23 protein-coding genes are annotated in these 21129 nt (G+C 66.9%); 12 read left to right on the forward strand and 11 right to left on the reverse strand.

Features of this window, described 5'->3' with window-relative positions:
- Nucleotides 1-148: 148 nt before the first annotated feature.
- Nucleotides 149-1426: a cytochrome P450 gene (locus ACFYLW_RS15860; RefSeq protein ID WP_390183233.1), complete on the reverse strand. Its 1278-nt coding sequence runs from the start codon at nt 1424-1426 to the stop codon at nt 149-151.
- Between the two features lie 88 nt (nt 1427-1514).
- Nucleotides 1515-1946: a limonene-1,2-epoxide hydrolase family protein gene (locus ACFYLW_RS15865; protein WP_312785038.1), complete on the reverse strand. Its 432-nt coding sequence runs from the start codon at nt 1944-1946 to the stop codon at nt 1515-1517.
- A 119-nt stretch (nt 1947-2065) separates the two neighbouring features.
- On the opposite strand from ACFYLW_RS15865, the gene ACFYLW_RS15870 reads away from it, so the two are divergent.
- Nucleotides 2066-2614 carry a glutathione peroxidase gene (locus ACFYLW_RS15870; protein ID WP_312785036.1) on the forward strand — a complete coding sequence of 183 codons (549 nt, stop codon included), beginning with the start codon at nt 2066-2068 and terminating at the stop codon, nt 2612-2614.
- Between the two features lie 53 nt (nt 2615-2667).
- Here the strand turns inward: ACFYLW_RS15870 and ACFYLW_RS15875 are convergent, their stop codons facing one another.
- The 3 genes from ACFYLW_RS15875 to ACFYLW_RS15885 form a co-directional block, all read right to left on the reverse strand.
- Nucleotides 2668-3594 (reverse strand): zinc-binding alcohol dehydrogenase family protein, encoded by a 927-nt coding sequence (locus ACFYLW_RS15875; RefSeq protein ID WP_312785034.1) that lies wholly within the window; start codon nt 3592-3594, stop codon nt 2668-2670.
- Nucleotides 3595-3674: 80 nt separating this feature from the next.
- Nucleotides 3675-4256: a 3-phenylpropionate/cinnamic acid dioxygenase subunit beta gene (locus ACFYLW_RS15880; protein ID WP_312785032.1), complete on the reverse strand. Its 582-nt coding sequence runs from the start codon at nt 4254-4256 to the stop codon at nt 3675-3677.
- Between the two features lie 37 nt (nt 4257-4293).
- Nucleotides 4294-5670: an aromatic ring-hydroxylating dioxygenase subunit alpha gene (locus ACFYLW_RS15885; protein WP_312785030.1), complete on the reverse strand. Its 1377-nt coding sequence runs from the start codon at nt 5668-5670 to the stop codon at nt 4294-4296.
- Between the two features lie 148 nt (nt 5671-5818).
- Between ACFYLW_RS15885 and ACFYLW_RS15890 the strand changes: the two genes are divergently transcribed.
- The 7 genes from ACFYLW_RS15890 to ACFYLW_RS15920 are packed head-to-tail and all read left to right on the forward strand — an operon-like array spanning nt 5819 to nt 11496.
- Nucleotides 5819-6037: a ferredoxin gene (locus tag ACFYLW_RS15890; RefSeq protein ID WP_312785028.1), complete on the forward strand. Its 219-nt coding sequence runs from the start codon at nt 5819-5821 to the stop codon at nt 6035-6037.
- A complete protein-coding gene (locus ACFYLW_RS15895; protein WP_312785026.1) occupies nt 6034-7428 on the forward strand; it encodes an MFS transporter in 1395 nt (464 codons plus the stop codon). The genes ACFYLW_RS15890 and ACFYLW_RS15895 overlap by 4 nt, the downstream gene beginning before the upstream one ends.
- Entirely contained in the window at nt 7425-8183 is a 759-nt protein-coding gene (locus tag ACFYLW_RS15900; protein ID WP_312785024.1) for an SDR family NAD(P)-dependent oxidoreductase, read from the forward strand. Before ACFYLW_RS15895 ends, ACFYLW_RS15900 begins: the two co-directional genes overlap by 4 nt.
- 27 nt (nt 8184-8210) lie before the next feature.
- Nucleotides 8211-9125 carry a VOC family protein gene (locus tag ACFYLW_RS15905; protein ID WP_312785022.1) on the forward strand — a complete coding sequence of 305 codons (915 nt, stop codon included), beginning with the start codon at nt 8211-8213 and terminating at the stop codon, nt 9123-9125.
- A complete protein-coding gene (locus ACFYLW_RS15910; RefSeq protein WP_312785020.1) occupies nt 9125-9937 on the forward strand; it encodes an SDR family oxidoreductase in 813 nt (270 codons plus the stop codon). The genes ACFYLW_RS15905 and ACFYLW_RS15910 overlap by 1 nt, the downstream gene beginning before the upstream one ends.
- A gap of 27 nt (nt 9938-9964) precedes the next feature.
- Nucleotides 9965-10792: an SDR family NAD(P)-dependent oxidoreductase gene (locus ACFYLW_RS15915; RefSeq protein ID WP_312785018.1), complete on the forward strand. Its 828-nt coding sequence runs from the start codon at nt 9965-9967 to the stop codon at nt 10790-10792.
- Nucleotides 10783-11496: an SDR family oxidoreductase gene (locus ACFYLW_RS15920; RefSeq protein WP_312785017.1), complete on the forward strand. Its 714-nt coding sequence runs from the start codon at nt 10783-10785 to the stop codon at nt 11494-11496. Before ACFYLW_RS15915 ends, ACFYLW_RS15920 begins: the two co-directional genes overlap by 10 nt.
- Before the next feature lies 1 nt (nt 11497).
- On the opposite strand, the gene ACFYLW_RS15925 is transcribed toward ACFYLW_RS15920, so the two are convergent.
- Nucleotides 11498-12352, reverse strand: a complete 855-nt coding sequence (locus ACFYLW_RS15925) for an SDR family oxidoreductase (protein ID WP_312785016.1) — start codon at nt 12350-12352, stop codon at nt 11498-11500.
- Between the two features lie 162 nt (nt 12353-12514).
- On the opposite strand from ACFYLW_RS15925, the gene ACFYLW_RS15930 reads away from it, so the two are divergent.
- Entirely contained in the window at nt 12515-13186 is a 672-nt protein-coding gene (locus tag ACFYLW_RS15930; RefSeq protein ID WP_312785015.1) for a TetR/AcrR family transcriptional regulator, read from the forward strand.
- A 37-nt stretch (nt 13187-13223) separates the two neighbouring features.
- Here ACFYLW_RS15930 and ACFYLW_RS15935 read toward each other — a convergent pair whose 3' ends face one another.
- The 4 genes from ACFYLW_RS15935 to ACFYLW_RS15950 form a co-directional block, all read right to left on the reverse strand.
- The gene (locus ACFYLW_RS15935) at nt 13224-14072 is read right to left on the reverse strand and encodes a fumarylacetoacetate hydrolase family protein (protein ID WP_313103671.1); all 849 of its coding nucleotides are present in this window, start codon (nt 14070-14072) and stop codon (nt 13224-13226) included.
- Nucleotides 14069-14500 (reverse strand): hypothetical protein, encoded by a 432-nt coding sequence (locus ACFYLW_RS15940; protein WP_312785013.1) that lies wholly within the window; start codon nt 14498-14500, stop codon nt 14069-14071. Before ACFYLW_RS15940 ends, ACFYLW_RS15935 begins: the two co-directional genes overlap by 4 nt.
- 84 nt (nt 14501-14584) lie before the next feature.
- Nucleotides 14585-15661, reverse strand: a complete 1077-nt coding sequence (locus ACFYLW_RS15945; protein ID WP_312785012.1) for an amidohydrolase family protein — start codon at nt 15659-15661, stop codon at nt 14585-14587.
- Between the two features lie 188 nt (nt 15662-15849).
- Nucleotides 15850-16878, reverse strand: coding sequence for an amidohydrolase family protein (locus ACFYLW_RS15950; RefSeq protein WP_312785011.1), 1029 nt, complete (start codon nt 16876-16878; stop codon nt 15850-15852).
- 107 nt (nt 16879-16985) lie between these two features.
- On the opposite strand from ACFYLW_RS15950, the gene ACFYLW_RS15955 reads away from it, so the two are divergent.
- The 3 genes from ACFYLW_RS15955 (at nt 16986) to ACFYLW_RS15965 (ending at nt 19378) form a co-directional block, all read left to right on the forward strand.
- A complete protein-coding gene (locus ACFYLW_RS15955; protein ID WP_312785010.1) occupies nt 16986-18191 on the forward strand; it encodes an MFS transporter in 1206 nt (401 codons plus the stop codon).
- 13 nt (nt 18192-18204) lie between these two features.
- Nucleotides 18205-19005 carry an SDR family NAD(P)-dependent oxidoreductase gene (locus tag ACFYLW_RS15960; RefSeq protein ID WP_312785008.1) on the forward strand — a complete coding sequence of 267 codons (801 nt, stop codon included), beginning with the start codon at nt 18205-18207 and terminating at the stop codon, nt 19003-19005.
- A 184-nt stretch (nt 19006-19189) separates the two neighbouring features.
- Nucleotides 19190-19378, forward strand: a complete 189-nt coding sequence (locus tag ACFYLW_RS15965; protein WP_312785006.1) for a hypothetical protein — start codon at nt 19190-19192, stop codon at nt 19376-19378.
- Between the two features lie 64 nt (nt 19379-19442).
- Here the strand turns inward: ACFYLW_RS15965 and ACFYLW_RS15970 are convergent, their stop codons facing one another.
- The gene (locus ACFYLW_RS15970; RefSeq protein WP_312785004.1) at nt 19443-21098 is read right to left on the reverse strand and encodes a tannase/feruloyl esterase family alpha/beta hydrolase; all 1656 of its coding nucleotides are present in this window, start codon (nt 21096-21098) and stop codon (nt 19443-19445) included.
- Between the last annotated feature and the right edge of the window lie 31 nt (nt 21099-21129).

The following is a 21129-nucleotide window of genomic DNA, read 5'->3' on the forward strand; positions in this document are numbered from 1 at the left end:
TTTGCACCGGCCGGGCAGCGATCGGGCGGGGGGCCGAGTCGGCGCCCGGAGGCGGCCTTGTCGGTGAGCCTCAGCCCAAGAAAAGGGGCCTTCACCCTGAGGTGAAGGCCCCTGTGGAGCGGTTCGCGCTGTCGCGGGTCTGGAGGTCCTAGGGGGCGTCCCAGACCACATGGACCGCGTCGGGTCCGCGCAGCGATACGCCGCGGACCACCGGACGGGGGAAGGCGGGGTCCAGCCTCAGGTTGGGCAGCAGGTCGAGCAGGAGGCCAACGGCCTCCTCGATCTCCACCTTGGCCAGCCACATGCCCACGCACATATGGGCGCCGAAGCCGAAGCCGAAGGCCGCCATCTGCTTGCGGTCGATGTCGAAGACGTCGGGGTTTTCGAACACCGTCTCGTCCCGATTGGCCGAGCCGACGCAGGCGGAGATGATGGAACCCTTGGGAATGACTACGTCCTGCAGCGTCACGTCGGCCTGGCATTCGCGCACCTTGAAGGTGGCGACGGCGTCATGGCGGACGCTCTCGTCCAGCACCTTGCGCATAAGGGTCCGGTCGGCGCGTAGACGTTCGAGCACCTCGGGATGGTCGAAGAGGTGGGTCATCATGATCGCGAAGGTGCGCGATGTGGTCTCGGAGGCCGCGGGCAGCATCATGCGGACGAAGTTGGTGATCTGATGATCGTCGAGCGTGCGGCCCTCGAATTCAGCCCGGATCAGACGGCTGATGAGATCCGGACCTTCGGCGCCCGAGGCCCGCCGCGCCTGGACGGCGAGGAGGGTGGGTTCGTACAGCTCCTGGAAGGCTTGGAAGGCCGCGCGCTTCGCTTCGGGATCATTGGCCATGCCGCCCAGCACCTTGAGGGCCTTGGTGGCGAAGGTCTCGAGGGCGGCCGGGTCGTTGTCCGGGAAGCCCAGGACGGCGTAGACGACGTGAATCGGGAACATGACGCCGACCGTGCTCACGAGCTCGGCCTTGCCGAGCGGGATGAGCGGCTCGATGAAGGAGCGCTGGATCAGGGGGCGGATATAGGTTTCGCGCCACTCCTCCATCACCGCGGGGGTGAAGGAGGGCTGCAGAATGCCGCGCAGCTGGCGGTGCTCGTCGCCGTCCAGGCCCGTGATCATCAGGCCGTCGAGGAAGGGGCCGAGGCCTGTTTCCATCAGGATGCCGCTGGTGAAGGTCTTGGTGTCGCGCAGCACCTTCATGACGTCGGCGTGCTTGAAGATGGTGTAGATCGGCCGGCCCGTATGGCCCGCGAAGGAGGCGGACCCGAGTTCGGCGCAGATGTCGCCTTGCATGACGGGCTTGTTGGCGCGGTGGTCGCGATAGATTTTGTCGAGATCGCCGTCGTCTCCGGCGAACAGGGCGCCGACCTGGGCGAAGCCTTCGGCGAGGGAGGCGTTGGGTGCAGGCTGGGTGTTCATCGATAGTCCTTCCCGGGGTTCGGCCCGCCTCGCGAATGCGAGCGCGCTCTGTTTTGGATAGAGAATAATATTCTGAGGGACTTGTCCATCAGGCGATCGGCGTTCTTCGGTCCTTGTCGGGCTCGTGGCCGTGAATGGCGGCGATCGCGGATGGGTCCGTGTAGTCGCGCCAGCGAACAAGCTTGCCGTCGTCGTCCAGTTCAAAGACGCCCGCGATGGAAAAGGCGGCGATCTCCCGACCGTCCGCGGCGACGAGGCGGTCGATCCGCTCGGTCAGGACGATGTTGCCGCAGGCGGCGATATGGACGGTGTCGACCAGGATCTTCGCATAGCCCATGGCCGCTTCGAAGCGCGCGCCCAGGGCGAGGGCCTCTTCGACGCCTATGGTTTCGGACAGACCCATATTGGTCCATCGCGTGTCGGGCCGGAACAGGGCGCGCAAGGCCTTTTCGAGGGGCTCCGGACCTTCGGACCAGGCGTCGAGGAAGGCGCTGACGATATCGACGGGCGTGCGGTTCACGGGGCGGTCGCTCCTTGTTTTCGGCCAGTGGAACGGCGTTTGCGGCAGCGGCGTCCGGAGGAATGGGCTAGGCTTGCCGGTGCGAGCCATGATCCTCGCGCGACAAGGATTGCCCCCCGATGAGCCCTGCGATCTCCGCCATTCCCCTGACCCGCATCGATGGACAGACCGACAGCCTGGCGGACCACGCCGGCCGGGTCCTGCTGATCGTCAACGTCGCCTCGAAGTGCGGCCTGACGCCTCAATATGAAGGCCTGGAAGACCTCTACCGCGTCCATCAGGCGGCCGGTTTCGAGGTGCTGGCCTTTCCCGCCAACAACTTCAACGGCCAGGAGCCGGGCGCTGACGACGAGATCGCCGGCTTCTGCCGGACCAGCTACGACGTCACCTTTCCCCTCTATTCCAAGATCAGCGTGAAGGGCGACGACATCCATCCGCTCTACGCCGCGCTGACGGCGCTGCGACCCGAGACGGTGGGCGACGGCCCGATGCGCGAACGCCTGGCCGGATATGGCGTCCCCGTCGGCGGACCGGGCGAGGTCGTGTGGAATTTCGAAAAATTCCTGATCGGCCGCGACGGTCAGGTCCTCGCGCGGTTCGCGCCGGACGTCGAGGCCGCCGATCCGCGGCTGACCGCGGCTGTCGAGGGCGCGCTGGCGGCCGGCTGAGGCCGCAGGGGCTTGCGGGTCGCGGAGGCGTTCACTGTCCTCCGCGACCCGCATCAACCCACCCGGGCCGTGATCTTGGCGTGCGGGCCGCGGACCTGGGCGGCCCAGGCCTCGGCGAGGTCGGCGAACTCATGATCGGCGTAGTCGACCTCGATCGCCTGCGCCTTCTGCATCGCCAGCAGCCTGCGCCATATGGCTTCGCGGTCGGCGGGCGGCCGCTGGCCCGTGCCGATGCAGGTGAGGGTGCGAAACAGGAGGTCGCCGATGTTCAGTTCGACGACACGTCCCGCCCCGGTGCCTATGGTGATCAGACGCGCCCCCCATTTCGTCGCCTTGACGGCGGACAGGAAGGGCTGGCCGAAGACCAGATCCAGCACGACGTCGAACCCTTCGCCGCCGGAAGCGGTCTTCAGTTTTTCGACGTCGTCGCTTCCGCCCATGGCGACGGCGGCGTCGGCCAGGCCGCGTTCCATCAGCCTGTCGAGGCCGGCCTGGCTGCGCGCAGCGGCTACGACACGGCCGGCGCCGAGATTTCGGGCCAGCTGGAGGCCGATCTGGCCCAGAACCCCGGTGGCGCCGAGGATCAGCACGCGCTCGCCGGGCTGGATGTTCGCCGCTTCCAGAGGCACAAGGACGCCGGTGCCGGCTATGCCCATGGTGATGGCGGTGCGGTCGTCGACGTCGTCGGGAACATCCCAGACCTCGGCGGCCGGAACGAGCGTCTTTTCGGCCCAGGCGCCCCAGGGCGCGACGGACCGCTCGCCGAAATAGACCCGTCGTCCGTCTTCGGCGCGGCCGACGCCTTCCCCGCGGATCACGCAGGGATACTGGACCCCGAGGCGATAGGCCCCTAGGACGTCCCAGCCGCCGAGGCCGGCGGTGTCCACGGTGATCAGGACGCAGCCGTCCTGCGGGGCGGGTTCGGGAAAGTCCTGGAGGACCGGGGCGGCTCCGTCGCCGGATATGACGCCTGCGCGCATGGAAGAGCTCCTGGTTCGGCGGGGGAGGCGCGCGCCGGCCGGCGCCGAGGGATCGACGCCGGCGGCCCGTCGCTGTCGGTTCAGAGGAAGATGGCGAGGTTGGGGAAGCCCAGCACCGTCTGGTCGACGATGATCTCGCGGCGGGCCAGCTTGATGCCGTCGTCGTAGCGGCGCAGCAGATCGTGGCGGACGCAGCTGAGGAACAGCAGGTTGGTTTCCTCGAACCGGCTGCGGCTGCAGAGCAGATAGCTCTTCACCTCGAACTCGTCGGGATCGTCGGTGGCGTCCACGAGGATGTTGGTCACCAGCCTGCGGGTGCGCGACGGGGGGTCTTCGGCCCAGGCGCTGCGGGTGTCGGTGATGCGGCCGACGCGGCCCCGGATCGAGGCGTAGGTTTCGTCGAAATGCATCACCGTGCGCACGATTGACTGGGCCTGCTGGTGCAGGGGGCGGGTCTGGCGCACCGGGCAGGTGTAGCGCAGGTCGACATCGAGCCGGGCCACCCATTCGGCCAGGCGGATCTCGTCCAGGAGCCAGGCTTCCTCATAGAGGAACTCGGTGATCTCATTATAGGCGGGCGAGCCTACCGGCACGCGCTTGGGGCGGAAGGGGGCGTCCGAGGCGACGCTTACGTCGGTCGGGATGACGGCGTTCATGGTCATGGTGTTGTGATCCTGATGATGGCGGCGATGATGATGATCAAGCGGGGGCGTTCATCAGTTCGCGATAGGCCAGCCACCAGTTCCACTGGGTGTCGTCCTTGGTGAAGCCTTCGTAGACCAGGGCCGGGCCGGGCCAGTCGGGCCGTGGCGGCGTGGTGCAGACGGCCTGGTATTTCATGGTTACGTGGCGCGCGGCGGCGCCCTTGGCGGTCTGGGTGATGTGCGGCCAGGTGTCGGAATCGTCCTGTTCGACCATGCCGGAGGTGCCCAGCATGCGCACAGCGAACTGCAGCGCCTTCTGCTTGTGTTCTTCGGGCGCGTCCTTTTCGGCCAGGATGTAGTTGCAGAACTCCAACTCGTCCGGACCCTTGGGAATATAGGTGTGCAGCGAGGTCAGGCCGATGATCTCGCCGTCGGGTTGCGGCACGTAGATGAAGGCGATCAGGACGTTGGGGAACATGCCTCCGACCTGGGGCGGGCTGTCGACCAGAAGGCCCAGCTGTTCCGGAGACAGGTTCCGGATCAGCTCGGGAAGCATCTCCTTGGTGATGCCGGGCGGCGGCACGATGGCCAGCTTCTCCTCCAGCGTCAGATTGCCGTCGCGGAAGCCCGCCGCCTGCTTGAACTTGTTGGCCACGGGCATGCAACGCAGGGAGTGGCCCTGGAGCGAACTGACTTCCGTGCCGTACATGGAGGTGGTCAGGTCGCCGTCGCCGAACTTGGCGAACTCGCCGAGCCAGCGGTGCAGGGTCAGGGTGTGGAAGCCGTCGGAGGCGGACTGCTCGCAGGCCGTCTTCCAATTGGCCTTGATCGTGAAGCGCTGCGGCGGGCCGAGGGCCTCCAGGCCCTTGTCCGTCCGGCAGAACAGCATGTCGTAATACCACTTCATCTCGCCGAGGAACTCGTCGAACGAAGGGCCTTCCAGGTTCCAGGTGGCGAAGATCAGGCCGCCGTAGAGATGGCTCCGCGCCTGGGTCAGGCCGAGCTTTTCCTTGGGCAGGATGTCGCCGTGCATCTTCTCGCCGGCCACGGGGGCGCCGATGAAGTCGCCGTCATTCTTGAAGGCCCAGCCGTGATAGATGCAGGTGTGGACCTTGGCGTTGCCGGCGTCGGCCGTGCAGACGCGCATGCCGCGGTGGGGGCAGACGTTCAGCATCACCCGGATCGAGCCGTCCTTCTGGCGCGTGATCAGAACCGGATCAGACCCCATCAGGCGAGTGATGAAGTCGCCGGGATTGGGAATCTCGCTTTCGTGGCCCAGCAGCAGCCAGGTCTTGCCGAAGACCTTGCGCATCTCGATGTCGTAGAGCTCGGGGTCCGAGATCGCCCTGAGCTGAACTTCCCGCGTCTCGATGTTGATCAGGTCGTCGATGGTCGTCCCATCTGAAAGGGTCGCCCGTGTCCGGTCCAGCATGTCTTTCCTCCTGGGCGCTGAGCACCACATAATTTTGAACAGAGGTGGCATTTCTGTATAGAAAATGCAACTCATCGATTTGTTGAGGAACGACGGGCCGCTGGCCCCCGGAGAAGTCCCAAAGGGACGCCCGGCACGGAGGAATAAGATGAGTGCAAATGCGATCGCGCATCGCGTCGTCGCCGACCGTAGCGCCTGCTGCGGCTACGGGACGTGCGTGGAAATCTGCCCCGAGATCTATCAGCTCGAGGGCGGGCTGGTGGTTCTGACCACCGGACTGGTGCCGCCCGAGCTGCTCGAGCGGGCCATTGAAGGCGCCGAATCCTGTCCGCAGGCGGCCATTGTCGTGGAACCTGTCGAAGGATGACCGCCCCGTCAGTCGCGGCGAGCCCGACGGCGCGCGCCCGCAGTGATCGCAGGCCGCCAGGCCTGCTGTCGCTGTCGCTGATGGGCATTCCTCTGACCGCCCTGTCCCTGCCGCTGGTGGTGATGATTCCTGAGCATTACGCCACGGTTCTGGGGCTGCCCCTGGCCGTCATCGGCGTCATTTTCACCTGCGTGCGCGTCTTCGACATCGTGGTCGATCCCCTGCTGGGGGCGGCGATGGACCGTACGCGAAGCCGCTGGGGCCGCTACCGGCCCTGGCTCATCTTTGGCGCGCCAGCGCTGATGCTGGCGGTCTATCTGCTCTTCATGGCCCAGCCGGGCGTGGGGCCGCTGTATCTTCTCGCGACCCTGACGGCCGCCTTCCTCGGCTGGTCGATCCTGTCGCTGGCCCAGCTGGCTTTGGCCTCCGGCCTTGCGACGAGCTATGATGAGCGGTCGCGGGTCTACGCTTGGCTGCAGTTTGCTTCATTGCTGGGCATCCTGACGGTCATGGGCTTTCCCATCCTCCTGTCGAAGCTAGGCGAAACCGGCCTGGAGCCGACGCGGCTCATGGGCTGGATCATCATCCTGTTGATGGCGCCCGCCGTGGCCCTGGCCGCATGGCGGGTGCCCGAGGCGGCGGCCGTCACCCAGCGTCACATCGTCGGCCTCAAGGATTATCTGGCCGTGGTGGGCCGCAAGGCGGTGTTTCGCATCGCCGCCATCGACCTGTTGTTCGGCCTGGGTTTCGGCACGGCCTCGGCGATGCTGGTCTTCTTCATCACGGCGGCCAAGGGGCTGGATCGAAGCGCGGTCGGCGTCGTCCTCATCGCCCAGGTCGTCACCGCCATGATCACCGTGCCGGCCGTCGCCTGGCTGGCGCGTCGGCTCGACAAGCATTTCGTACTCGGGATTTCGGGCGTCCTCGCCGCAGTCGTCAGCGTGGTCTTTGTCTTTCTGCCTGACGGAAACCTCCTGGCCGCCTCCCTGGGCATGATGGGCTGGGGGCTGTCGTTCGGCGCCTTCAACCTCCTGCCGCGGGCGATGATGGCGGACGCAGGCGACGAGCTTCGTCTGGACTCGGGCTCGGACCAGACCGGCGTCCTCTATGCGCTTCTGATCAGCAGCTGGAAGCTGGGCGGGGCGCTGGCCGTCGGCCTGTCCTTCGCGGCCCTCGCCCTGGTCGGTTACAAGCCCGCGCTGATGGCGGCCAATACGCCGGAGGCCATATCCGGTCTGGAGATGGTGTTCGCCGGTCCGTCGGCGGTCCTGTTCCTGCTCGGCGCCTGGCTGGCCTTCACCTATCCCCTGACCCGCGACAAGCACGCCGCCATCCGCACGGCGCTGGACGCCCGAGACGCGCGGGCGGCTCAGGAAGGGGCCCCCCTGTGACGCGCCGGCTGGAGGGGCGGGTCGCCCTGATTTCCGGCACAGGCGGCGGCCAGGGGCGGGCGGCGGCCTTGAGGTTCGCCGCCGACGGCGCCGTCATCGTCGGATGCGACGTCAACGCCGAGGCCGACGCCGAGACCCTGCGGCTGGTCGCCGAGGCCGGCGGCCTCATGACGACCATGGTCTGCGATCTCGGCCAGCCCGAGGGCGCGGCGGCCTGGATCGCCAAGGCCGTCGCCGAGCACGACCGTATCGACATCCTCTACAATAACGCCTCGGCGGCGCGGTTCGGCTCTATCGCCGAACTCTCCGTCGAGGACTGGCGCTTCACCATCCGCAACGAACTGGACCTGGTCTTCCTGAGCATGAAGTTCGCCTGGCCCCATCTGGCCAGGCAGGGTGGAGCGATCATCAATGTCGCCTCGACCGCCGGATGGCAGGGGTCGCGCGGCAACGGCACCGCGGCCCACAACGCCACCAAGGGCGGGATCATCGCCCTGACGCGCCAGGCGGCGCTGGAGGGGGCCGTCCACGGCGTGCGCGCCAACAGCATCAGCCCGGGCTTCATCATCACCCCCGGCACGCGCGCCTTTGTCGAGAATCCGGCGGTGCGCGCCCAGCTGACCAGCGGAATTCCGCTCGGCCGGCCCGGTGAACCGGAAGACGTCGTCGGCATGGCCGCCTTCCTGGCCAGCGACGAGGCCGCCTTCATCACCGGCGCCGACTTCATCATCGACGGCGGCACCACCGCCTGCTGAAAAACCTGCAAGACAAGGATCAGGACAATGGATATCCGCGGCATCGGCTATCTCGGCTTTGAAAGCCCCAATATCAGCGCCTGGCGCACCTATGGCCCCGAGGTGCTCGGCCTCGCTGTCGCCCCGTCGCCCGAGGACGAGCCGGAGTCCCTCTATCTGCGTATGGACGACCGCCGCTATCGGTTCGCCTTCCAGCCGGGCCCCATCGACAAGTTGGCCTATATCGGCTGGGAATGCGTCAACCGGATCGCCTTCGAGAAGGCCGTCAAGAAGCTCGAGGACGCCGGCATAGCTGTGGAGTACGGGACGGACGATCTTCGGACGCGCCGTGCTGTGCGCGACGTGGTCCGGTTCAAGGACCCCGTGGGCTACCAGTACGAACTCTTCTACGGCCAGAAGGGCGAGCCCGACTCCTTCATTCCCGGACGCCGCCACGGCGGCTTCAACACCCATGGCCGCGGCTTCGGCCATGTCGTGGTGATCACCCCGGAATACGGACCGGAGCTGGATGATTTCCTGATCAACATCATGGGCTTCCAGTGGTACGGCTCGGGCGCGGGCAAGGGCAAGACGGGCTTCTACCGCGCCGGGCTCAACAACCTGACCAGTCATGACATCGGCTACGGACATGCGCCGGGTCGGATGGGGGTCCAGCACATGGGCCTGCTGACGGGCGATCTGCGCGATGTCGGCGAGACCTGGGACATCGTCAACAAGCGCGGCATCCCGGTGCAGATGACCCTCGGTCAGCACACCCAGGATCCCCATTTCTCCTTCTATCACTTCTCGCCGTCCGGCTTCGCCGTCGAGGTGATCGCCGAAACCCATCCCTGGCCCGGCGATCCGTTCGAACTCAACGCCGAGCGTCTCAGCTACTGGGGGCATGAACTGGTCGGTCCGATTCTCGGAACCACGGTCCGCACCCCCGAGGAACTGCTCTGATGGGATTGCTTGACGGCAAGGTCGCCCTGGTCACCGGCGGGGGCGGCGGCATCGGCAGAGGCATTGCTCGCAAATTCATCCGCGAGGGCGCCTCGGTCATGGTGGCGGAGTACAATGACGACTACTGCGCGACGATTCGCCAGGAGCTGGTCGAGGAGCTGGGCGGTCAGGCCGAGGTGCTCAAGGCCGATGTCAGGGTGAAGGAACAGATCCAGGGCGCGGTCGAGGCGACCGTCGAACGGTTCGGCGGCATCGACATCCTGATCAACAACGCCTTCACCCTGAGCCCCAAGGTCCTTCTCGAGCACAAGACAGACGAAATGCTCGACGCGACCCTGCACTCCGGCCTGTGGGCCGGCTGGTGGGCGATGCAGGCTGCACGGCCGCACATGATCGCCAGGGGCGGCGGCTCGATCGTCAACTTCTACTCGATCGACGTCGAAACCGGGGCGTGGCTGAACTCGGACTACAGCATCACCAAGTCCGCCCTTCGCGGCCTGACCCGCAGCGCGGCGCACGAGTGGGGCCGGTTCAACATCCGGGTCAACCTGCTGTCGCCGGCGGCCATGGGGACGGTGTTCCAGAAGATGGCGGCGGATTCGCCGGGGTTCGCCGAGCGGGTCGCAGCGATGAAGCCGCTTCAGCGCAACGGGGATCCCGAAGAAGATATCGCGCCGGTGGCGGTCTTCCTGGCGTCGGACATGTCCCGCTTCGTCACAGGCGAACTGATCAATGTCGACGGCGGCCTGCATATGCCGGGATATCAGTCGCGGCCTGCGAACGTGGCTGAAATGGAACAACAGGGCGGCTGAAGCCGACGACGAGAGGGAGGCGAGGGTATGGCGTTATTGGATGGGAAGGTCGCGCTGGTCACCGGCGCGGCGGGGTCTATAGGGTCGGAGACGGCCCTGGCCCTGGCCGAACAGGGGGCGCGGGTCCTGCTGACCGATCTGCGGGCGGCCGAACTTGAAGCGGTGACCGAGCGGCTGAAGGGGCAGGGACACGACGTCGCCTGCAAGGCCGGGGACATCACTCGCGAGGATGACATCCGTGGGGCGGTCGAGGCGTGCGTCGCCGCGTTCGGCGGCGTCGATATTCTCGACAACAACGCGGGGGCGACGGGTTTCTCCTCGCGCGACCTCGACATACCGGACATGCCGGTCGAGCTGTGGGACCAGGTCCAGTCGATCAACGCCCGCGCCCCGATGCTTTTCTGTAAATACGCCATTCCCTCCATGCTGGAGCGGGGCGGCGGATCGATCGTCAACATCTCGTCCGGCCAGTCCCTGTCCGGCGACGTGAGCAACTTCGCCTACGCCGCCAGCAAGGCGGCGATCAACGCCCTGACCCGGCACATGGCCACGGCCTATAGTCCGAGGGGGGTGAGGGTGAACGCCATAGCCGCGGGGCTGATCATCCAGCCCGGTATGGAGCAGCGGCTGCCGGCCCATATCCAGGACATCTTCCTCAGCCATTGCCTGGTGCCGCGACTGGGCGTGCCGCGCGACATCGCCAATATGGTGGTCTTCCTGGCCTCCGACCTGAGCAGCTATGTCACCGGCCAGATCCTCTCGGTCGATGGCGGCTTCACCGCCCATCTGCCCAGTGTCGCCGACATGCGTCCCACCATCGAGAGCATGAAGAAGGCGCCGGGCCAATGGACCTGAAGGGAAAGACGGTCGTCCTTACCGGCGCCTCGACCGGCATCGGCGCGGCGACGGCGCTGGAACTCAGCCGGGCCGGTTGCAATCTGGTCCTGACCAGCCGCCGCCTGGAGAAGCTTGAGGCCCTGGCGGCGACCTTGCCGGGGCCCAGCGTCCTGCTGGCCGCCGACATCGCTGAGGCCGGGACGCCGGAGCAGTTGCTGGGCCTGGCCAAGGAAGGGTTCGGACGCGCCGATGTGGTCGTCAACAATGCCGGCGTCATGGCGGTCGGGACGATGGACTCCATCGACCTGGACGCGGTCAGTTACATGATCCGTGTGAACTTCGAGGCGGTGGTGCGCAGTTCCTACGTCTTCGCCCGCGAATTCCGCAGCCAGTCGTCGGGTGCGATCATCAATGTCTCCAGCATCAGCGCCTATCTCATCTCGCGGGCGGGCGGGGTCTACGGCGGGCTCAAGCACGGGCTGGAGGCCTTCACGCAGTCGCTTCGCATCGAACTGGCGGGAACCGGCGTCAAGGTCGGCACCATCGCGCCGGGTTCGACCTCGAGCGAAATGTTCGACAAGATGATGGCCGCAGCCAAGGTCGAGAACCCGGTTGCACTCGACCCCGAAGACATCGCTCGCGCCATCCGCTTCATGCTGGAGCAGCCGGACCGGGCGAACATCGCCCGGCTGGCGCTCTATCCCCAGGGCGAGGCCTACTAGGTCACTCGGCGGCGAGCGTGGCCTCGCGCGCTCGCCCCAGATCCTGCATCTCGCGTTTCAGCGTGGGGTAGTAGGCGATCGCGCCCTGGAGCCCGCCCGACACGTCGATCGACGCCGCGCTGAGGAAGCTGGCCAGGTCGCTGGCCAGGAAGAGGCAGACATGGGCCACCTCTTCTGGCCGGCCGAAGCGCCCCAGCGGCACGATCTTGACCACCATCTCGAGGAATTCCTCGCGGCTGATGGTCGAGGGCATCTCCTTGTAGTGCCGGTCCCACTGTCCGGTGTCGATCCAGCCCATGTTCAGGCTGTTCACGAGAATATTGTCCTTGGCCAGCTGCTGTCCCAGCAGCTTGGACAGGGCGATGCCGGCCGCGCGGTTGGTCACCGAGGGAATGCCGTCGGGCGTCGGCAGGGCCCCGGCCAGGGCGTTGATGTTGATGATGCGGCCCCACTTCTGCTTGCGCATGTGCGGAACCACCGCCTGCGCGAAGCGGAAATGGGCGACCTGGATATTGTCGGCGTGGTCGAGGATGTCCTCGGGCTCCAGGGTTTCCAGGCTTCCACCCTTGCCCTGGCCGGCGTTGTTGACCAGCACGTCGACCCCGCCCCAGGCCTCGGCGACCTGAGCCGTAAAGGCACGCACTGCAGCGGTGTCGCGCACGTCCAGGGGAACCGCGATCACGTCGGCGGCGCCGAGGGCCCGCAGGTCCGCGGCGACAGCCTCCAGGGTGTCGGCGCTGCGCGAACAGATCGCCAGGCGCACGCCTTCCTGGGCGAAGGCCGTTGCGACCGCCCGACCGATTCCGCGGCTGGCGCCGGTTACGATCACCCGTTTGGCGCTAAGATCGATATGCATGTGCGACGGTCCTCCAAGGCGTGAAACAGGCGGATTTTCCTGTAATTTTCTATACAGAAATGACTATTATGTATCGAAATATCGTCCAGACAGGCGGGCGCGGTTTGCGTGATCGGTCCCGACCGGATACGGTCCCGCCTGAACTCCCGGAGCAAGATACGTATGACCGTCAACGCCAGAAGGGCTCGCCCGGAGGCTCCGGTCGAGCGTTCGGCCCTCACAGACGCCGCGCCGCCGGATGCGCCTGCCCGCAAGCGCCGTGCGGATCCCCGCGCCGCCAGAACGATCGAGAACATCATCACGGCAGCCCAGAACGTGATGATGAATCACGGAACGCCGCGGATCACCGCCCAGGAGGTCTGTGACGCCGCCGAGATTTCCCGCGGGACCCTCTATCGCTACTTCCCCTCGATGGAGGCGGTGCTCGAAGCCGTGGTCCTGCGTCTTCGCACCGAGACCGACGAAGAGCTCAGCCACGCCATGGCGGGCTGCAAGACGCCGGCGGAGCGGTTCGCCGCCTTTCTGAAGTACAGCGTCTCCAACAATGAAACCCACCGCGGGGCCCAGTTCCTGCATGTCGAGCCAGCCTTCGTGCTGCAGTATTTCGAGTCGAACTTCGACCATTTCATTGCGCGGGTTCTGACGGCGCTGGAATCGGTGTTCGACGCTTGGGAGCGCGACATCGGCGTGGTGGTGGACCGGAACGCCATTGCCGAAATGATGGTGCGGCTGGCGCTGAGCGAGACCATTGTGTCGGCGCGCGACGGCAAGCCCCTGGCGCTGCGCCTTCAGGCGACGATCGACGCCGTCCTCAGGGCCCTCAAGCCGGCCTAGGCCCGCCTCGGCGCCTTCGTCGGCCCCGGTCCGTCGTTCAGGCCAGGGTCTTGGGGCCGACGACATTGCGCAGGGCGCCGACGCCCTCCAGCACGACCTCGACGAGGTCGCCCGGGTTCAGATATCGCCCGGAGCCCTGACCGACGCCTTCGGGCGTGCCGGTGAACAAGAGGTCGCCGACGCCGAAGCTCACCCGGGCCTGGACGAAGCGGATCAGCGCTGAAACATCCCAGGTCATGTCTGCTGTGGTTCCATCCTGACGGACTTCGCCGTTGATCGTGGTGGACAGGCGCAGGGCGGGGCTGCCGACCGGGAACTCATCGCGCGTGACGATCCAGGGGCCGACCGGGGTGGCCCGGTCCTGGCTCTTGGCGGCGTAGAGATCCATGCCTATGCCCGGCGGGCCGCTGCGTTGCAGGTCGCGGGCGCTGACGTCATTGCCGGCGGTGTAGCCGAGGACGCAGGCGAGGGGGTCGTCCAGGTCGATCTCGTCCGTGCCGATCACCACGACCAGTTCGCACTCATAGTCGAGCTGTTCGGTGAGGGGCGGGTACCGGATGGGATCGTTCGCGCCGATCAGGGCGCCGAAGGCCTTGAGAAAGGCGATCGGCTGGGTCGGCGCAGCGACGCCGAATTCGACAAGATGCTTGCTGTAGTTAGCCCCGGCGATGACGACCTTGCTGGTCCGCTCGCACGGCGCGAGCAGCCTCAGCGTCGACAGGGCGCGGGCAGGGCCCTCGAACCTCAGGGCGGCTTCGCCCTCGCCGCGTGTGACGCGGGGACCCCAGTCGGCGATCCCGCCGGAGATCGGACGGGCGGCGTCAGCCTCGGGGTCGACGACGGCCCAGAAGGGGGCGCCGCCGTCGCTGCATAGGGCGAGTTTCATGCGGTCAGTCCTGAGTTCTTGAGCCCGTCGCGCAGGCGCCCGGCGACGGCGCGGGCGCGCTCGCCCTCCTTGCAGGCGAGACGGGCCATCAGCGGCGTATTGTCGAAGATGGGCGCGTCCGCCGGCTTGCGGCCCACGAGCATGAAGTGGGTATGGACGGCGTTGTCGCCGAGCGAGATGACCGAGGTCTTTTCAAATCCGGAGGCGGAGAGGCCGGCCGAAAGGGTCTTGATCAGCGGCCCGAAGCTGGCGGCGGCGGCGTCCGAGATCGAGCCGACGCCCTGGTCGTGGTCGCGGGTGAAGACCATCAGCACGCCGGCCGCCTCGCGCATGGCGACCACGCCCCAGTGTTCGCCGTCGAGCACCAGGTTCTCGGGCGGAGCCGTCTCCAGCATCGTGCAGATCTTGCAATCGCCATGGCGAGGCATCGGGGGTCCTGTTGTTTGCAGGCAGCGGCGAAGGGGGCGGGGGCGGCTGACGACGGCGCGGGCGCCGCCGTCAGCCTGACGGGGTCAGGCGGCGACGAGCGTCTTGGCGCGTCCCATCTTGTCGAGGTCGATGTGGAGCAGGTCGACGGCGTTCTTCCAGCGCACCTTCTCGAGGTCTTCGGCCGACATCCGAAGGCCGGTCGTCAGGTCGCCGCGGATCGCGTCGGAGCCTCCGAAATTGGTGCCGTATACCAGACGGTCTGCGCCAATCACTTCCACCAGGGCCTGGCGCATCGGCAGTTCATGCAGTTCGGGGTCGAACCAGAAGTTCGGCAGGTATTCCTCGAGATCCTTCTTGTTGTGGACCACGTCGAGGTTCTTGATGGTCTGCGCCAGACGGCCCAGCTGATAGGGCACGAAGCCGCCAGCGTGGGTGATATAGACCTTCAGGTTGGGGAAGCGGTCCAGGACCCCGCCGCAGATCAGGTACCAGAAGCACTTGGTCTCATCGTAGTTCATGCCGACGATGGCCGTGGTCTCGTACTTGTCGGTGTTGGCCTTGGCCCCCCAGGTCACGGACTGGTTGTAGCCGTGCACGAACATCGGCAGGTCCAGGTCGCACAGAACCTCCCAGATCGGGTCCATGCGCGGGTCGTCGAACTCCATGCCGCCAAAGTTGGAGCCGCCGGCGCTGAGGCCCTTGGCGCCCAGTTCCGTGCAGGCGCGACGGATCTCCTTGGCGGCGTTGACCGGGTCTTGCAGGGCGGCGGTGGCCCACATCATCAGCCGGCCGTCCGAACGGTCGCAGTAGTCGGCGAGGGTGTCGTTGACCTTGGTCGAGAAGCGGTTGGCGAAGGCGGGATCAGCCCAATACATGTAGCAGTGCGAGGGCACCGACAGGACCTGTGCGTCCTGGCCGAGGGCGTCCATCCCGGCCAGGCGGTGCTTCGGATCATTCCACTTGGACATGAACTCGGCGACTTCCATCGTCTCGCCGCGATTGACGGCGGCGCGTCGTTCCGGAGAGCCGAGGGACAGAATCCATTCCCCCACGCGCAGGCGGATATGGCCGTCGTCGTGTTTCTCGAAGAAGGGGCCCCAGTGGGGATCCTGATTGTAATAGCCGGGCAGCGGGGCGTGGGCGTGAAGATCGATCAGCATGTGATTTCCTCCTGTCGAGGTCCTCTGGGGCCTCGTTGAACCATTGTGCGCGTCGCAGGCGGCGCGGTATTTTTTGAACGGATCTATAGAAGTTGTTCAGTTATTCTCTATCGCGAATGGCGTTTGGCCGTCAAAGCAAACCCTGAGCGCCGTCGGGCGCGAAAATTCGGGCCGTGAGCTTTTGAAAATCATGGACTTGAAGGCGGTAGGCTCATGTCGAGCTTGAGAAGGCGGATGGCGTTGCCGCTGCGAATTTTCTCTCTATCGCTGTCGGACAGATCGATCCCCTCGGTCAGGTCGCCATAGTCGTAGGCTCCGCCGAAATTGGTCCCGTAGACCAATTGGTCGGCCCCGACGACCTCGGCGACCGCGCGACGCAGGGCCGGGTGGTGGAGGTCCAGGTCGAAGTAGAAATTCTTCATGTAGTCCATCAACGGACGCTGGTTGCGGGCGTCCGGCGCCATGACGCCGTTCAGCTCCGAAAGGCGGCCCAGCTGGAACACGGCCATGCCTCCCGCATGGGTGATGTAGGTCTTCAGGCTCGGGAAGGCGTCCAGCGCTCCGCCGCAGATCAGGTACCAGAAGAACAGGGTCTCATCGACGCAGTCGCCGACGATGGAGGTGGTTTCGAACCGATCCTCGTGATGGCGCTCGCCCAGATAGATCGACTGATTGAAGCCGTGGACCATGATGGGCACGTCGAGTTCGACCAGCTTGGCCCAGACCGGAAACAGTCTTTCATCATAGGTCTGGATACCGTCGAAATTGGTGCCGCCCACGCACAACCCCTTGGCCCCCAGCACCCGAACGGCGCGGTCGATCTCTTCCACCGCGGCTTCCGGATCGGCCAGGTTGGCATGGGCCCAGAAATCAAACTTGTCCGGCATGACGCGGCAGAAGGCGGAGAGTTCGTCGTTGCAGATCCGGGCGTATTCGGTCCCGAATTCCCCGGCCCAGTACATGAAGGCGTGGGAGGGGGTGGACAGGACCAGCTTGTCGACGCCGCGCTGCTCCATCACGGCCAGACGCGCCTCGTGGGTCATCCGCGCCAGGAGGTTGGCCTCGGCCTCCGCATCGGTCGTCGCCTTGGCGGGCTGCTTGGTGCCGAGGGAGAAATGCCCGACCGTCAGGCCTTGCGGCTTCATGAAGGGGCCCCAGAACGGATGCCGGTTCAGCATGCCGGGGGTGAAGAGGTGCGCATGGACGTCGATCAGCATGGCCTGCCTTGCGTGTCTGTCATTGAAATCATATTCTCACTGTCGAATGATAACTTGCAAGTCACGAGGTGAAGTTCTTTCGCGTCGTTGGAGGGGGCGGAGCCTGAATGATGTCCCTGCGCCTGGCCGGAGGGCCCGATCGACGCCTCCTGGCGGTTGGAATCGTCGGATCCGCATTCTGTCTGAGGCTGGTGTTCGCCAGTCTTTCCGTGCGCCTGCCCGAGGTCGCCCTCGCGACAGGTCTGGCGCCTTGGCAGGTCGGCCTGCTCACGACCCTGCCGGTTCTGTGTCTTGGCGTTTTCGCCCCCCTGGCGCCGCAGCTGGCGCGGCTCTGGGGTGCGGAGCGCAGCCTGTTGGGCGCCCTCGTGCTGATCGCGTTGGGAACGGCGTGTCGCGCGTTAGGGCCGGTCTGGGCCCTGTTCTCGTTTTCGATCCTGACTGGCGCCGCCATAGCCACGGCCAATGTGCTGTTGCCGGCGCTCGTGAAGCGCGATTTTCAGGCCCGTTCCGCCTGGCTGACGGGCGCCTATGTCACGGCCATCTCCGGCGGCGCGGCCCTGGCGGCTGCGGTCACCATTCCGGTCGAGACCGCGCTTGGCGGCGGTTGGCGCCTGGGCTTGGCGATATGGGCCGCGCCAGTCGTCGTCATCTGCCTGATCTGGCTGCCTCTGGCGGGGAGCGGCGCGCAGGGGGCTAGGGCGGGCGCCGCGCCGGTTCCGGGGCTTTGGCGTCACCCCCTGGCCTGGAGCGTGGCGCTCTTCATGGGGTTTCAGTCGGCCCTGGCCTTCTGTGTCCTGGGGTGGTTGCCGCCCATCCTGCGCGAGCGGGGCCTCGACGCCGAGACCGCCGGCCTGGTCCTGTCCGTTCTGATCCTGGTCCAGCTGGCCACCTCCCTGACCATACCGGCGGCGGCGGCGCGGCGGCCGGACCAGCGGGGCCTGGCCCTGCTCCTGTCGCTGGCTGCGACGGGAGGGCTATTGGGCTTGTTGCTGGCGCCCCTGTCGGGCGTCTGGGTCTGGGCGGTCGTCCAGGGACTGGCCCAGGGCGGCCTGTTCTCTCTCGCCCTGACCCTGGTGCTCCTGCGCTCGGCCGACAGCCAGACGGCGTCGCAGTTGTCCGGCATGGCCCAGGGCGTAGGCTATGTCCCGGCGGCCTTGTCGCCGCTCGGCGTCGGCCTGCTGCACCAGTGGACCGGCGGGTTCGAGGCCGTGGCCGGATTGGCGGCCGTGATCGGCCTCGGTCTTGTCTTGTCCGGCCTGATCGCGGGCCAGGATCGGGTCGTCGCGCCCGCCGCCATGAAATCACCTCGCTAGACACGGAGCTTGCATGACCCCGTCGCTTTCACCGGACCCGGCGTCCGACAGGTTCAAGGGCAGGGTGGCTGTCGTCACCGGCGCGGGCGGGGGGATAGGCCGGGCCGCGGCCTTCCTGCTGGCGCGACAGGGCGCGTTCGTGGCGCTCAACGATCTGAACCCGGAACTGGCGGCGGCGGCCGTCTCCGGGATCGAGGCCGCAGGCGGCCGGGCTCTGGCTTTGCCGGGCGACGCCGCCGACGAGACCTTCGCCGCCGAGGCGGTCGCCGAGGTCATGCGGGGCTGCGGTCGCATCGATGTCCTGGTGAACAATGTCGGGATTTCGGTCGTGGCTCCCGCGGAGGACTTCATCGCCTGGGACCGGGTGGTGCGCACCAACCTCTATTCCCAGTTCTACTGGTCTCGGGAAGTCGCCAAGGCGGCGATGATCCCGGCCGGACGCGGGGCGATCGTCAACGTGGCCTCCATCGCCGGCCTGGCGGCCGTGCCGAACCAGATCGGCTATGTCGTGTCCAAGCATGGCGTGGTCGGCCTGACCCGGTCGCTGGCCGTCGAGTGGGGGCGTCACGGGATCCGCGTCAACTGCGTCTGTCCCGGCATCACGGCCACGGATTTGACGACCGGGGCGAACGGCATGGACCCTGAAAGGCTCAGGGCCCGTATCGCGCGCGTGCCCCTGGGACGGATGGGCGAAGCCGAGGAGCAGGCCCAGGCCATCGCCTACCTGGCGTCGGACGACGCCGCCTATGTCTCGGGCTTGATCATGAATGCGGACGGGGGGCAGCTGGCGCTGCATTCCGGGGTGATGACCTGACCGCGCCCCCGCGAGCGAGGTAGTCGAGGACCCGCCGGGAGACCAGTCGGCCCGGACCGCCCGAAACGCCTCCGCCGGGATGAATGCCGGCGCCGCCCAGAAAGAACCCGGGGGCCAGGGGCTCAGGGCCGCCGAGACCGAAAGCAGGACGTTTGACGCCCGCGCGCTGGGCGCCGAAATCGACATGGGTGACGCAGCCGCGGGTCAGGCCGGTGCGGGCCGCACGGTCCGGGCAGGTCTCGAACCAGCGGCCCAGTTCTGCGTCGAAGCCATCGTAATAGTCGGCGGCGCGCGCGACGACGGCCTGGGCGGCGGGAGCCTGTCCCCGCCGAGGCGGGGCCAAGGCCCTGCGGGGCTCGTCGGCGACGCCTGAAGAGAACGGAAAACGCCGCCTCGCCGGAGCGAAGCGGCGTTTTCGCCTCAGAGGCCGGTCGCGGTCAGGTCTGCGGGGCCGCCTTGCAGCGCCAGTTCGCTGCGTCGTAGACGGCGCCCGGCGCGCCCGCCTTGGCGGAATCGAACACCGCGACCTCGGGGTAACGGCAGAGCAGGAAGTCGCGCGAGGATCCGGTCGGCGGCGGCACGAGTACGCCCGACACCGTCTTGGTCGCCGGATCGGCGAACAGAAGCTGCAGGCGCTCGGCGCCACGGTGCGCGACGACCGGACCGGGGGCTTCGCCCTTTTCCACCCAGTTGATCAGTTCGGTCATCAGGACGTCCGGCGCATCGCCAGGGCCGGTGCCCGAACCGCAGTGGCCCATGCCGGGGATGCGGTAGAAGCTGGCGAACTGGCGCAGATCATCCATGCCGCCGACCGATCGGGCGGCGTCGGCGTAGTACTGCTCCATCTCGGTGTCGATGCAGCAGGGATCGCTGACCCCGTTCCACATCAGCACCTTGCCGCCGCGGTCGCGGTAGGGGGCGAGGTTGGCGCTGTAGGGGGCGCCGAAGTCCAGCTTGCGGGTCGCTTCCCACCAGGCGTCGATGGTCGCCTGGTCGTTCAGGTCCATGGTCATCACGTCGAAGTCGGGGCCGAAGAGCACCTTGGCCAGGGAACTGCCGATCACATAGCCAGGCGAAGAGCGGGCCATGTTCTCCACCGTGGCCGCGTCGGACCAGGGCGGGGGGACCTGACCCATGAAGCCGGCCCAGACGCTCATGTTGGAGATCGGGAAGCCGACCTTGATGAGGCCGGAGGGGCTGCGCGGACCGGCGACGATGGCCTTGATGCTCTTGAGCTCAGGCTGGGTCAGGCAGTCGGGACGATCACCGTCCTTGCAGGCCAGGGCGTCGAAGTCGAAGCTGCACTTGGTGTGGTCCTGGATGATGTCGTCCTTGGCGCCGTCGATTTCGTCGCAGGCGGCGGTGACCTTGGCGTCGAGCATGACGAACTTGGCGGGGGAGACCCAGGAGCCCGGCTCGCGCGCCATCTGCTGCGCGGCGTTGATGAAGGCGAGCATGGTCGCCGAGCTGCGGCCGCCAGGGGCGCCGAGCAGGACGCCGTCATAGTCTTCGGGGTGGCGTTCGATGGCTTCGGTGGACATGCGCCCGCCGCCGGAGCAGCCCGAGGTGTAGCGATAGAACAGCGCGCCGCCGTAGTAGGCGCGCGTGATCTGCTGGGTCGCCACCGCAGTGACGTGGGCGCCCCGGTCGATATGGTCGCGCGCCTGGGCGGGATCGGACAGGAAGCTCCAGTCGAGGATGTGGCCGGTATGGCCGGTGTCGGTCCCGGCGACGGCGAAGCCCTGCACGAGCGGATTGCCGGCGGGAATCTGGGAGTCCGACGGGACGTAGCCCGCCGCGCCGCCCATGCCGATGAAGTAGTAGCGGTTGCGCCAGTTCTCATCCGGCAGCTGGAGCCGGAAATTGACCTTGTTGGGGCCCGGGTTGGTGGTGACGACATAGCCCTCGACGCGGCAGTGCGGCACGGGGGCCGCTGTCGGGGTCGCCGAGGTGATCACAGTATCGGCCGGCGCTGCGGCCTGGATGGCCGCGGTTTCGCAGGTCCCCGCCGAGGCGGCGGAGCCATGAAACAGGATGGCGGCTCCCGCGGCGGCGCCGCAGACGAGAAGCCTGGATTTCACAGATAAGGTCACGCTAGTCCTCCCTTGGGTGTTGTGGTTCGGG

Origin of the sequence: Brevundimonas sp. NPDC007368 (assembly GCF_042869015.1) — a bacterium.
Lineage (GTDB): Bacteria > Pseudomonadota > Alphaproteobacteria > Caulobacterales > Caulobacteraceae > Brevundimonas.